At 69.0% G+C, this 13,164-nt stretch carries 10 protein-coding genes and 1 pseudogene; 6 read left to right on the forward strand and 5 right to left on the reverse strand.

Features of this window, described 5'->3' with window-relative positions; translation table 11 throughout:
* Nucleotide 1 precedes the first annotated feature (1 nt).
* The 6 genes from phnC (at nucleotide 2) to GNX71_RS13330 (ending at nucleotide 6,874) form a co-directional block, all read left to right on the forward strand.
* Nucleotides 2–817 carry a phosphonate ABC transporter ATP-binding protein gene (phnC, locus tag GNX71_RS13305; protein ID WP_206178749.1) on the forward strand — a complete coding sequence of 272 codons (816 nt, stop codon included), beginning with the start codon at nucleotides 2–4 and terminating at the stop codon, nucleotides 815–817.
* The gene (phnE, locus tag GNX71_RS13310; protein WP_206178750.1) at nucleotides 814–1,812 is read left to right on the forward strand and encodes a phosphonate ABC transporter, permease protein PhnE; all 999 of its coding nucleotides are present in this window, start codon (nucleotides 814–816) and stop codon (nucleotides 1,810–1,812) included. Before phnC ends, phnE begins: the two co-directional genes overlap by 4 nt.
* Before the next feature lie 132 nt (nucleotides 1,813–1,944).
* On the forward strand, nucleotides 1,945–2,145 hold the full coding sequence (locus tag GNX71_RS13315; protein WP_206178751.1) for a hypothetical protein: 201 nt from the start codon (nucleotides 1,945–1,947) through the stop codon (nucleotides 2,143–2,145).
* Between the two features lie 54 nt (nucleotides 2,146–2,199).
* Nucleotides 2,200–4,452 carry a phospholipase C, phosphocholine-specific gene (locus GNX71_RS13320; protein WP_206178752.1) on the forward strand — a complete coding sequence of 751 codons (2,253 nt, stop codon included), beginning with the start codon at nucleotides 2,200–2,202 and terminating at the stop codon, nucleotides 4,450–4,452.
* Between the two features lie 34 nt (nucleotides 4,453–4,486).
* Complete coding sequence (locus GNX71_RS13325; RefSeq protein WP_206178753.1) at nucleotides 4,487–6,376, forward strand: hypothetical protein; 1,890 nt, start codon at nucleotides 4,487–4,489, stop codon at nucleotides 6,374–6,376.
* Between the two features lie 123 nt (nucleotides 6,377–6,499).
* Nucleotides 6,500–6,874, forward strand: coding sequence for a hypothetical protein (locus GNX71_RS13330; RefSeq protein WP_206178754.1), 375 nt, complete (start codon nucleotides 6,500–6,502; stop codon nucleotides 6,872–6,874).
* 22 nt (nucleotides 6,875–6,896) lie between these two features.
* Here the strand turns inward: GNX71_RS13330 and GNX71_RS13335 are convergent, their stop codons facing one another.
* The 5 genes and pseudogenes from GNX71_RS13335 to GNX71_RS13355 form a co-directional block, all read right to left on the reverse strand.
* Nucleotides 6,897–9,176: a glycoside hydrolase family 3 N-terminal domain-containing protein gene (locus GNX71_RS13335; protein ID WP_206178755.1), complete on the reverse strand. Its 2,280-nt coding sequence runs from the start codon at nucleotides 9,174–9,176 to the stop codon at nucleotides 6,897–6,899.
* A gap of 85 nt (nucleotides 9,177–9,261) precedes the next feature.
* Nucleotides 9,262–10,230, reverse strand: a complete 969-nt coding sequence (locus GNX71_RS13340) for a tripartite tricarboxylate transporter substrate binding protein (RefSeq protein WP_206178756.1) — start codon at nucleotides 10,228–10,230, stop codon at nucleotides 9,262–9,264.
* A 41-nt stretch (nucleotides 10,231–10,271) separates the two neighbouring features.
* Nucleotides 10,272–11,231 carry a D-2-hydroxyacid dehydrogenase gene (locus GNX71_RS13345; RefSeq protein ID WP_206178757.1) on the reverse strand — a complete coding sequence of 320 codons (960 nt, stop codon included), beginning with the start codon at nucleotides 11,229–11,231 and terminating at the stop codon, nucleotides 10,272–10,274.
* Nucleotides 11,228–12,185: pseudogene (locus tag GNX71_RS13350) on the reverse strand (tripartite tricarboxylate transporter substrate binding protein). The gene GNX71_RS13345 and the pseudogene GNX71_RS13350 overlap by 4 nt, the downstream one beginning before the upstream one ends.
* A gap of 75 nt (nucleotides 12,186–12,260) precedes the next feature.
* Nucleotides 12,261–13,160 (reverse strand): amidohydrolase family protein, encoded by a 900-nt coding sequence (locus GNX71_RS13355; protein ID WP_206178758.1) that lies wholly within the window; start codon nucleotides 13,158–13,160, stop codon nucleotides 12,261–12,263.
* Between the last annotated feature and the right edge of the window lie 4 nt (nucleotides 13,161–13,164).

The raw sequence follows: 13,164 nt of genomic DNA on the forward strand, positions 1-13,164 counted from the left end.
CATGTTGAACTTCGATTCGGTCGCCATGCGCTATGCCGACGGCACGCGCGCGCTCGACGGCGTCTCGCTGCAGGTGCCGGCTGGCCAGTTCTGCGTGGTCCTGGGCTCCTCGGGCGCGGGCAAGTCGACGCTGCTGCGCATGGCCAACGGGCTGGTGCGGCCGACCGAGGGCGCGGTGCAGGTCGAGGGCGTGCCGATCGTGGCCGCCGCGCTCGCCCGCATCCGGCCGCGCATCGGCATGATCCACCAGCAGTTCAACCTCGTGCTGCGCTCCACCGTGGCCGAGAACGTGCTGGTCGGCGCGCTGCCCGCCATGCCGACCTGGCGCGCGCTGCTGGGCCTGTTCACCGACGCGCAGCGCAGCAAGGCCTGCGCGCTGATCGAATCGGTCGGCCTGCAGGAGCAGCACCTGCTGCGCCGCGTGAGCGAGCTCTCGGGCGGCCAGCAGCAGCGCGTGGGCATCGCGCGCGCCTTCATGCTCGATCCGCCGCTGGTGCTGGCCGACGAGCCGGTGGCGAGCCTCGATCCGCAAACCAGCCACGACGTGCTCTCGCTGCTGCGGCGCGAGGCGCGCGAGCGCGGCACCACGGTGCTGTGCAGCCTGCACCAGATCGAGCTGGCCTGCGAGTTCGCCGACCGCATCGTGGCGCTGCGCCATGGCGCGGTGGTGTTCGACGGCGCGCCCGAAGCGTTCGACCCCAAGGTCTTCGACGCGATCTACGGCCGCCCCGCGACGGCGGCGCATCCGCAGGCCGTGCCGACGGAACCCGAAGCCGTGCTGCCTTTGCACAACGGCGCACTGGAGCTTGCACGATGAGCCGCCCGTCATCCGCCTGGGAACTGCCGCGCCCCTTCGGCACCCGCAGCCTCGTCGTGCTGTTCCTCGTCATCGTCGTCGGCTTCTTCGCCGGCCAGCGCGTGGAGATGGGCCGCATGCTCTCGCTCACCGGCGAAGGCGTGCTCGCGGCTGTCGGCCTGCGCGACCAGTCGCAGGTGCTCTCGGGCCTGGGCACCATCGCGCGCTCGCTCTTTCCGCCGCAGATTTCTGAGCGCACCGAGGTCGCGCGCATCGAAGGCTTCGACCGCAACCAGTTGCCCTGGTTCTCGCATGTCGAGACCGAAGAGTCGCGCCAGCCGAAGCTCAACCCGCAGACGCTGCAGATGGAAGAGGTGGTCGACCAGCGCGAGGTGCTCGTCGAGCCCTTCGGCTACCTCTGGCATGTGGCGGTGAAGATGCTCGAGACCTTCGAGATCGCCATCTGGGCCACGCTGCTGGCCATCGTGCTGAGCGCGCCGCTGGCCTGGTGCAGCGCGAAGAACTACACGCCCAACCGCGCCGTCTACACGCTGGCGCGCAGCGTGGTGGGCATGTTCCGCGCGGTGCCCGAACTGGTGAGCGCGCTGTTCCTGGTGCTGGCTTACGGCTTCGGTCCCATTGCCGGCGTGCTGGCGCTCGCGCTGCACTCGGCGGGCTTTCTCGGCAAGTTCTACGCGGAGGACATCGAGACCGCCGACGACAAGCCGCAGGAGGCGCTGCGCGCCATCGGCGCGAACAAGCTCAAGGTGATGCGCTTCGCGGTGCTGCCGCAGGTGATGCCGCAGTTCATCGCCTACACGCTCTACGTGCTCGACCGCAACGTGCGCATGGCTACCGTGGTCGGCCTGGTGGGCGCGGGCGGCATCGGGCAGGAGCTCAAGGGCCGCTACGACATGTACAACTATGCGCACGTCGGAACAATCCTGATCGCGATCTTCCTGACGGTCCTCGTGCTCGACAGGGTCGCAGCCCGCCTGCGCAGCCGCTATGCCTGAGCGCTAGCCCACCTTATCCCCCGACTTTCTTCCGATTCCGGTGCGAGCCCTTCGCGGGCCCGCAGGGGACCGGCTTTGCCTTCGATTTCGCTTTTTGCTTCCTCACGCCCAACCGACTCCAAAGGACACCTCATGAAAACAGCTTCTTCCCGGTACGGCCTCGCTGCGGCGGGCCTCGTCTTGTGCCTTGGCCTCGCCGCCTGCGGTGGTGGTGGCGGCGGCAGCGGTGGACTGCCCATCCTCCCGCCGGGCCAGACGCCGCCCGCCGGCAGCGGCCCGCAACAGCCCGGTGGCGACCAACCCCCGCAGCCCGCCCTCAAGTGCGCGCCCTGACACCGCCCATCGCCAACCGATCAGCCCCCTATTCCCCGCGTTGAAAGACCACCCATGAACACCCCCAACCGTCGCGATTTCTTCCGCAAGTCGGCAGGCGCCATCGGCGCCGCCTCGGCCCTGACGATGCTGCCGCCCGTGATCCGCAAGGCGCTCGCCATCGAGGCCGCCGTCGACACCGGCACCATCAACGACATCAAGCACATCGTGATCCTGATGCAGGAGAACCGCAGCTTCGACCATTACTTCGGCACCCTCAAGGGCGTGCGCGGCTTCGGCGACCGCTTCCCGATTCCGCTGGCCAACGGCAAGCCGGTTTTCTTCCAGCCCAACACCGTCGTCGGCGGCCCCGAGATCCAGCCCTTCCGCCGCGATTCCACGATCGCCAATGCGCTGATCGGTTCGGGCGCGCCGCACAGCTTCCCCGACATGCAAGGCGCATGGAACCAGGGAAAGATGGACCGCTGGATCCAGTTCAAGAACCAGGTGACGATGGGCCACTACCACCGCGAGGACATTCCGTTCCAGTTCGCGCTGGCCGACGCCTTCACGATCTGCGATGGCTACCACTGCTCCATCCTCACCGGCACCGATCCGAACCGCATCGTGTTCTGGTCGGGCTCCAACTTCAACCCGGAGCTGCGGAAGAAAGGCATCAACAGCACGGACACCGATTCCGAGCCGGTCAACTCGCGCTGCTGGCCCAGCCCTTCCAGCTGGGTCGCGGGCCGCGCGCAAAAGACCGACGGCACGGGCCAGACCGATCCGGCGGGCGCCTACAACTACAAGTACGTCAACAACTCCTTCAAGTGGGACACGTTGCCGGACGTGCTGCAGAAGGCCGGCATCACCTGGCACATCTACCAGAACATGAACAACAACTGGACGGGCGCCATGAACGGCTGCCTGGCCTTCGAGAGCTTCCGCACCGCGCAGCCGGGCTCGCCGATCTATGAACACGGTTTGACGGGCGGCCCCGCGGCGGCCGACGGCGCCGTCAATTTCCTCGCGCAGCTCAAGCAGGACGTGACGAACGACACCCTGCCGCAGGTCTCGTGGGTGCTGCCCACGCAGGCGCTGGCCGAGCACCCCGGCAGCAGCGAAGGCACGGCCGGCGCGGCCGACTTCATCTCGGACGTGCTGACCGCGCTGACGTCCAACGCCGCGGTCTGGAGCAAGACGGCGCTGTTCGTCACCTTCGACGAGAACGACGGCTTCTTCGACCACCTGGCAATGCCGGCGGTGCCCTCGTACGACGCCAGCGGCCAGTTGATGGGCAAGTCCACCGTGCCGCTGGACGGCGAGTATTTCGACGCCTCCGTGGGCAGCTACCTGAACGCCGCCGACACCACCAGCGGCAAGACGCGCCCCTGGGGCCTGAGCTCGCGCGTGCCGATGTACGTGATCTCGCCGTGGAGCAAGGGCGGCTGGGTCAACTCGCAGGTGTTCGACCACACCTCGATGGGCCGCTTCCTGGAGAAGCGCTTCGGCGTCACGATCGATGCCATCAGCCCATGGCATCGCGCGGTCTGCGGCGACCTCACCTCCTGCTTCGACTTCGTGAGCCCGAATGATCCGGTCGTTCCCAAGCTGCCCGACACGAGCAACTATCCCGACATCAACAAGACGCAGAAGGCCCTGAACAACACGGGCGTCATCACCAAGGCGCCGGTCACGCCGCAGCCGCTGTTCCAGGAGACGGGCACGCGTTTCTCGCGCGCGCTGCCCTACGAACTGCACACCAGCGCGCGCATCGAGCCGCGCGGCCTCGTGTCGCTGATCTTCAGCAACACCGGCGACCAGGGCGCGGTGTTCCACGTCTACGACAAGCTCCACCTGGACCGCATCCCACGCCGCTACACCGTCGAAGCCGGCAAGCAACTCACCGACTACTGGAACGCCGGCGCCACCGACAGCGGCAAGTACGAGCTGTGGGTGTACAGCAGCAACGGTTATGTGCGCACCTTCAAGGGCGACGCACTGGCCACCGACGCCGCGGCCTTCAAGCCCGAGGTGCAGGTCTGCTACGACCCGGCCGCGGGCCAGGTCTACGTGAAGGTGCACAACACCGGCAAGGGCAACGGCACGGTGTCGGTCAAGGCCAACGCCTACCGCGGCGACGGCCCCTGGTCGCTCGACGTGGCCGCGGGCGCCACCGGCATGCTGCACTGGAGCCTGGAGGACAGCGGCCACTGGTACGACTTCACCGTGACCGCCGACAACTTCGAGCGCCGCTTCTCGGGCCGTGTGGAAACCGGCAAGCCGAGCGTGAGCGATCCGGCCATGGCGCTGCATCTCGCGGCTTGAGTCGCAACCCCCAACGACAACAACGAGGAGAACCATGAAACACAAGCGCGCAACGCGCGGCGCAGCCCTGGTCGGGCTGGCCGTCGCGCTCGGCTCCGGCGTCGGCCTGGGCCACGCCCAGACCATCACCTGGGACCCTGCCAAGTCGAACCTGGGCATCGGTACCGGCACAGGCATCACGGGCGTCACCGGCACCAACAACCAGGCCATGGGCACCAACACCGGCAACAACGTCAGCACCAAGTACAACCTGGCCATCGGCGACGGCGCGGGCACCAACGTGAGCGGCGACAACGCCAACCAGGCCATCGGCTTCCAGGCGGGCACCGACGTCAAGGGCGGCTGGAACCAGTCCTTCGGCCGCAGTGCCGGCGACAACGTCACGGGCAACCACAACAACGCGACGGGCTTCCACGCTGGCAGCGGCGTGACCGGCTCCGACAACAACTCGACCGGCACCAACGCCGGCATGACCGTCGCCGGCAGCAACAACAACGCCATGGGCAATGGCGCCGGCAACAACGTCACGGGCAGCGAGAACACCGCCATCGGCACCAACGCCGGCAAGAACGTGACCGGCAGCAACGACATCTCGATGGGCAACGGCGCGGGCAACAACGTCAGCACCAACTGGAACCTGGCCATCGGTGAAGGCGCGGGCACCAACGTGTCGGGCAAGAACGCCAACCAGGCCATCGGCTACTACGCGGGCACCAACGTGGTCGGTGGTTGGAACCAGACCATGGGCCGCAGCGCGGGCGAGAACGTCACCGGCGACTACAACAACTCGAACGGCTACGCCGCGGGCCAGTTCGTCACCGGCAACCGCAACGACGCCACAGGCTCCAACGCCGGGCAGCACGTCACCGGTTCCGACAACGAGGCCTACGGCACCAGTGCCGGCGGCAACGTCACCGGCAACAACAACCAGGCCTACGGCAACAGCGCGGGCCGCGACGTGAACGGCAGCAACAACATCTCGAGCGGTGCGGGCGCAGGCGCGGGCGTCACGGGTTCGGGCAACCAGGCCTCGGGCCAGATGGCCGGCGCACAGGTCTCGGGCAACAACAACCTCTCGATGGGCCAGGGTGCGGGCGGCGGCGTGCAGGGCAACCGCAACCAGGCCTTCGGCGCGACGGCCGGCCAGGGCGTGACGGGCAGCGACAACACGGCACAGGGCAACGGTGCCGGCGCGCACGTGAACGGCAACGCCAACATCGCGATCGGCAACGACGCGGGCGTGTACGTCAACGCGAACCAGACGCTGTCGATCGGCGCCTCGGCCCGCGCCAACGCCGACAACGCGATGGCCATCGGCAGCGGCGCGCAGGCGCAGGCCGATGCGGGCATTGCGCTGGGTGCCAACGCGGTGGTGCAGCACGCCAACAGCGTGGCGCTGGGCGCGGGCAGCGTGACCACGCGCGGCGCGCAGTCGAACTACGTGGCCACCGGCATGGCCGGGCTGCAGTCGTCGGCCGGCGAAGTGGCGCTGGGCAACCGCCAGATCACCGGCGTGGCGCCCGGCAGCGCGCCGACCGACGCGACCAACGTGGGCCAGGTGCAGGGCATGGTGCAGAACGGCGTGGCCTCGGCCAATGCATACACCGACACCGTCGCCGCGCAGGGCCTGCCGTTCGGCAAGGCCTACACGGACCTCACGGCCGCGCGGCTGCAGAACGAGATCAGCGACAACGCGCGGCGCGCATATGCGGGCATCGCGGGCGTCGCGGCGATGGAGTCCGCACCGGTCGTGCCCGGCAAGATCAGCTACGCCGTGGGCATGGGCAACTTCCGCAGCGAGAACGCGGTGGGCGGCTCGCTGCGCCGCACCTCGGAAGACGGCCGCTACAGCGTCACGCTCGGCGCGGGCGTGACCAGCTCGGGCGTGGTGAGCCGGGTGGCATTCACGGGCGTGTTCGACTGAGGCTGTGATGCGAGAGAAGGCGCTCTCGCCGCGGCGCCTTCTCACGCAGGTCTAAGCAAGCTCTCACGGGCCTGTAAGTGGGGCGGCCTAGAGTGAAAAAACCAATCACTCCAGGAGACACCCATGAGAGTTCGTATGGCAACCCTTTGCATCGCCGCCGTGCCGCTGCTGGTGCTGGCCCCGCTCGCGCAAGCGGGCGGGCGCGGCGACCCTGACTATCCGCAGATGTCGCACTCGACCCAGTCGCGCGACGCGGTGGCCGCGGACGCCGTGCGCGCCAACAACGGCATGCATGCCACCGAGATCGCCGAGTCGCAGGTGCAGCCGTCGGTGGCGGGCGCCGACCGTGCGCAGGTTCAGGCCGAGGCGGTGCGCGCCAACAACGCGATGCATCCGACCGAGATCCTCGAATCGCAGGTGCAGCCGCCGGTGGCATCGGCGAACCTGTCGGCATCGACCACCCATGCGAGCGTGGGCGCGAACCTGAACGGCCAGTGAGCCGCACGGCTCACTCGCACCCTCACTCGCGGGTGAGCACGAAGCGCTTGCGGATGCCGCTCTCGGCCGAGGGCGCCACCCACAGGTCGAACTCGCCCGGCTCGACCACGGGCTTCATGTCGCGGCCGATGAATGCCATGTCGGCCGTGGTGAGCGTGAACTCGACCACCTTCGATGCGCCCGGCTCGATGCGCACCTTCTGGAAGCCCTTGAGCTCGCGCACCGGCCGCGTCACGCTCGCGGCGCGCTCCGACAGGTAGAGCTGCACCACTTCCTCGGCGTCGCGCATGCCGGTGTTGGTGACGGTGGCGCGCACGCGCAGCGTGTCGGCCATCGTCATGCGCTCCTGGCTCAGCTCGACGTTGTCGTAGCGCACGGGCGCATAGCCGATGCCGAAGCCGAAGGGGTAGAGCGCCTCGTTCGTCGCATCGACATAGCGCGTCTTGAACGACGTGCCCGGCGCGCCTTCGGGCGAGGGCCGGCCGGTGCGCTTGTGGGCGTAGTAGTAGGGCACCTGGCCTGCCGTCTGCGGAAAGCTCACCGGCAGGCGGCCCGAGGGGTTGAAGTCGCCGAACACCACGTCGGCGATGGCGTGGCCCGTCTGTACGCCGAGGAACCAGGTCACGAGGATCGCGCGCGCATTGCGCACCGCGCCCTTGAGCGCCATCGCGCGGCCGTTGCTCAGGAGCACGACCACCGGCTTGCCGGTGGCGGCCACGGCCTCGGCCAGGTCCTGCTGCGGCTGCGGCAGGCCGATGTCGCTGCGCGAGCGCGACTCGCCCGACATCTTCTGGCTCTCGCCGATGGCGAGCACCACCACGTCGGCATCGCGTGCGGCCGCCACCGCGGCCTCGATGCCGCCGGCCAGCGGCGATTCGACGTTCGAGCCGCGCGTGATCGTCACGGACGAATCGGGCCCCAATGCGGCGCGCAGCCCTTCGTCGATGCCCACCGGCGCCGACTGGCCCGGGAACAGGCTCCACGAGCCCATCAGGTCTTTCGTGCCTTCGGAGAACGGGCCGATCAGCGCGATCTTCGTGCCGGCCTTGGGCAGCGGCAGCAGCTTTCCCTCGTTCCTCAGCATGACGATGGAGCGGCGCGCATCCTCGCGGGCGAGCGCGATGAACTCGGGGTTCTCGGCGCGCTTGGCGGCGGGTGGTCCGTCTAGGCCGCGGAACGGGTCGTCGAAGAGGCCCAGCTTCTGCTTGACGTGCAGCACGCGGCGCACCGCTTCGTCGAGCCGCGCCATCGGCACTTCGCCGGAGCCCACGAGGTCCGGCAGGTAGCGCATGTAGAGCCCGCTCTGCATGCTCACGTCGGTGCCGGCCATGAAGGCCTGCTTGGCGGCCTCGCGGCTGTTGGCGGCGTAGCCGTGCTCGATGAGCTCCTCGTCGGCCGTGAAGTCGGAGACCACGAAGCCCTTGAACTTCCATTCGTCGCGCAGCACGCCGGTGAGCAGCGCGCGGTTGGCGGTCGAGGGGATGCCGCCGATCTCGTTGAAGGCGCTCATGACCGAGAGCGCGCCCGCGTCGATGGCCGCGCGGAACGGCGGCAGGTAGACCTCGCGCAGCGTGCGCTCGGAGATGTCGCTCGAGTTGTAGTCCAGCCCGCCCTCGGCCGCGCCGTAGGCCGCGAAGTGCTTGGGCGTGGCGAGCATCGAATCGGCGTTGGAGAGGTTGCTGCCCTGGAAGCCGCGCACGCGCGCCGCCGCGAACTGGCGCGCGAGGTACGGGTCTTCGCCCACGCCTTCGAGGCCGCGGCCCCAGCGCGCATCGCGCGCGATGTCGACCATCGGCGCAAAGGTCCAGCGGAAACCGTCGGCCGTGGCCTCGACCGCCGCCGCGCGCGTGGTGCGCTCGGCCAGCGCCGGCTCCCAGCTCGAAGCCTCGGCCAACGGCATCGGGAAGATCGTGCGAAAGCCGTGGATCACGTCGGCGCCGAAGATCAGCGGAATGCCCAGCCGCGATTCGCGCACCGCCACCTGCTGCAGCCGCAGCTTGCCTTCGAGGCCCGCGTTGTTGAAAAGGCCGGTCACACGCCCGGCGCGCACGTCGGCCGTCTCCTGCTGGCCGTTGCGCCAGGCGGTCTGCGGGTTGTTGGGAATGTTGATGTCGGCCGGACCGTAGAGGCTGAGCTGGCCGGCCTTCTCCTCGACCGTCATGCGCGAGATCAGCGATTCGATGCGCGCATCCGCCACCTCGGCGGGCGTGGGGTCACCCGGGGCGGAGGCGGCGAAGGCGGAGGGAAGGAAGCCGGAAGAGAGGGAGAGGAGGGCGGCGAGCGCCGCTTTTCGAACGTGCATGGCCTCCTATTCTGCAGACAACGCGTCCGGGCCCCGGCAAGCGGGTTTCCGTCGTGGCCGTAGGGCTATGTCTGACTCGGCCGCTTTACTCCGCCGTCGCGCCTGCTTCTTTCGCCACCTTGACCCACTTGGTGGTCTCCGTGCCGATGAAGGTCGCAAGCTCCGCGGGCTTCATGTTCCCGGCCGTCACGCCCTGTTCCTCGAAGCGCTTGACCACGTCGGGCTGCTGCACCGCGCGCGCGAGCTCGGTGTTCAGGCGCTGCACGATCTCGGGCGGCGTGCCGTGCGGGGCCATCAGCGCGAACCAGGTCGTCATGTCGTAGCCCTTGAGGCCCGCCTCGTCGAGCGTGGGCACGCCGGGGTAGGCGGGCGAGCGCGTCTTCGTGGTCACGGCCAGCGCATGCACCTTGCCCGCCTTGACGTGCGGCGAGGCCGAGGGACTGGTCTCGATGGCCATCTGGATCTGTCCGCCCATGAGGTCGGCCATCATCGGCGCGCCGCCCTTGTAGGGCACATGCACGATGTCGGTCTTCGTCATCGAGCGGAACAGCTCGCCCGAGATGTGCTCGGTGCTGCCGTTGCCGGCCGAGCCGAAGTTGACCTTGCCCGGGTTGGCCTTGATGTACGTCACGAGTTCGGCCACCGTCTTGGCGGGCACCTTTTCGTTGACGATCAGCACGTTGGGCGTGGAGGCCACGAGCGCGACCGGGTCGAAGTCGCGCTGGAAGTCGTAGGCGAGCTTCTTGTACAGGCCTGGCGCGATCGAATGCGCGATGGTGGCCAGGAACAGCGTGTAGCCGTCGGCCGGTGCCTTCGAGGCGATGGTCGCGCCCACGGTGCCGCCCGCGCCGCCGCGGTTGTCGATGATCACGGGCTGCTTGAGCGATTCCGAGAGTTTCTGGCCGATGGTGCGCGCGACGATGTCGGTGGTGCCGCCGGCCACGAAGGGCACGACGAGGGTGATGGGTTTCGTGGGCCAGTCGGCGGCGGATGCCATGCCGGCGGCGAGCAGCAGCGTGGCGATGGCGGTGCGGAGGAAGGTGTTTCGGTTCATGGTCGTGAGGTCTTGGTGTTGTTGTTTGAAAGGAGATGGCTTCAGGCCACGCGGTTCAGCAGCGGCTGGCCTTCGTTCCAGCGCTTCAGGTTGTCGAGGAAAAGCGCGGCGACGCGTGCTTCGTTGCCGTCCGAGTGGCCGGCGGTGTGGGGCGTGACGATCACGTTCGGCATGTCCCACAGCGGCGAATCGACCGGCAGGGGCTCGTGCGCTAACACGTCGAGGTAGGCGCCGGAGAGCGCGCCGCTGCGCAGCGCGTCGATCAACGCCGGCTCGTTGACAACTTCGCCGCGCGAGACGTTCACCAGCCTTGCGCCGGGTGGCAGCAGGGCGAGCGCGGCCGCATCGACAAGGCCGCGCGTGCGGTCGGTCAGCGGGCAGGCGAGCAGCAGCCAGTCGGCGCGCGGCAGCACGGTGTGGATGTCCTCGAAGCGCATGCTGTCGGCGCCCGCGCTGCTGCGCACGGCCACCACGCGCAGACCCAATGAGCCAAGCAGCGCGCCGAGGCCTTGCCCGATCGGGCCCCAGCCGACGATCACCGCCGTCTGGCCCGCCAGGTCGCGCGGCAGGCCGCTGCCCACGAGCGGCGCCCAGGTCTTCTCGCGCTGCGCCGCGAGCAGTCGAGGAAAGCAGCGCGCCAGCATCAGCACGCCGGCCAGCGCGGTCTGCACGACCACGCCCGCGTTGGCGCCCGACGAGGTCGTCACTTCGACGCCGCGTGCGCGCAACTCGCCGTACACGGGCCGGTCCGCACCCGACGAATGCGCATGCACCCAGCGCAGCGACGGCGCGTTGCGCAAGGCATCGTGGAAGCGCTGCGTCTCCGGCAGCACCTGGTGCTTGGTCGAGAGGCCGGTGACGTCGCGCGAGACGAAGGCGACGTCCGCATCGTCCCCCGCGTCCACCACCACATGCGACCGCCCACCGAGCGCTTCGGCAAGGCCCATGCCGGCCTGCCGCACGGCCTCGGGCGTCATCAGGATGCGCAGCGGCGAAGTCATTCCGCCGTGGCGCCGGATTCCCGCACGATCACTTTCCACTTGTCGTACTCCTGCCGCGTGAACTTGCCGAACTGCTCGGGCGTGCCGCCGACCGGGTCGGCGCCTTCGCGGATCATCTGCGCTTCCAGCGAAGGCAGCGCGTCGTTCACCGATTTGTTGAGCAGCGCGATCACCGGTGCCGGCGTGCCCTTGGGCGCGAAGAAGCCGAACCACGAGCCCGCCGAGAAACCGGCGAAGCCCTTCTCGGCCACCGTCGGCACATCGGGCAGCGAACGCGAGCGCTTCAGGCTGCTCACCGCGATGGCGCGCAGCTTGCCCGCGCGGATGTGCGGGATCACCGAGGGAATGGTCGCGAACATGAACTGGATGCGCCCCGCGAGCAGGTCGGTCAGCGCATTGGCGCCCTTGTAGGGCACGTGCAGCGTCTCGGCGCCGATGCGCTTGCTGAGCATGTAGCTCGACAGGTGCGACGAGGTGCCGATGCCCGTCGAGCCGTAGTTCAGCTTGTTGGGGTTGGCCTTGGCGTAGGCGATGAACTCCTCCATCGTCTTCGCGGGCACCTCGGGGTTCACGACCAGCACGTTGGGCACGTCGGCGATCTGCACCACCGGCACGAGGTCGGCGAGCGGGTCGTAGGTCATGTTCTTGTAGAGCGTCTGGTTCACGGCCATGGGGCCGACCGAATTGACGATGAGCGTGTAGCCGTCGGCCGGCGCGCGCACCACGAACGGTGCCGATGTTGCCGCCGCCGCCGGGCTTGTTGTCGATGACGAAGGGCTGGCCCAGCTTCTCGGACATCTGCTGCGTGACGGCGCGCGCGAGGATGTCGGTGGTGCCGCCCGCGGTGAAGGCGACGACCACGCGCACGGGTTTGCTGGGGTACGAGGATTGCGCGTCGGCATGCGGCGCAGCGCCGAGGCCCGCGGCCAGCAGCACGGCGGTGGCCGTGCCCATGAGCTTTTGCAGGAGAGGGGAGGAAAGCTTGTCTCGTTTCATTTTTCTGATCCTTAGGTTCTGTCGTCTCTGTCTCTACTTGGGCGGGGGAAAGTCGTACAGCGCCGCCGGGTTGTCGACCAGCACGCGCCTGCGCTGCGCCTCGTCGGGCAGCCAGCGGGCGAGCAGGTTCACGAGGGCGCCGTCGTCTGGCACCTGCTGCGCTTCGAAGTAGTTGATGTGCGGCCAGTCGGTGCCCCACACCACACGCCCGGCATTGGCCTGCAGCAGCGCGGCGGCGAAGGGGTCGATGTCGGCATAGGGCGGGCCCATGCCCGTGTTGCGGTCGGCGCCCGAGATCTTGGTCCAGGCCTTGCCTTCCGCGAGCAGGCGGCACAGCGTGCGAAAGCCCGGGTCGTCGATGCCGCGCGATGCCGCCATGCGGCCCATGTGGTCGATCACCAGCGGCACGCCGGCACGCAGCAGCCGCGGCGCCAGCTCGACGAGGTCGGGCGCGTGGATCCAGATCTGCGCGTGCCAGCCGCGCTCCGCCAGGCGCGGCGCCAGCGCTTCGAGCACCTCGATGCCCACGCCGTTGCGGTACACGGCATGGCCGTCGCGCTTGAAGAGGTTGAAGCGCACGCCGCGGATGCCCACCGCGTGCCAGCGGTCCAGTTCCGCATCGGTGGTGTCCGCCTGCGGCACGGCGATGCCGCGCAGGCGGTCGGGGTACTGCGACAACGCGGCGAGCACGGCGCCGTTGTCGGTGCCGCTCGCACTGCCGGTCACCAGCACGCCGCGCGAGAGGCCCAGCCTGTCGAGGTGCGCGATGAAGGCCGCGCCGGGATATTCGCCGGGCGTGTAGCTGCGGTCGTCCGCCAGCGGAAAGCGGTCATAGGGGCCGAAGACATGTGCGTGGCTGTCGCACGCGCCGGGCGGCAGCGCGAAAGACACGGGCGTGAATGCGTCGTGGGGAGGCAGGCAGGGGCGGGTCATGGTG

The organism is Variovorax sp. RKNM96 (genome assembly GCF_017161115.1).
In the GTDB taxonomy this organism is placed as follows: domain Bacteria; phylum Pseudomonadota; class Gammaproteobacteria; order Burkholderiales; family Burkholderiaceae_C; genus Variovorax.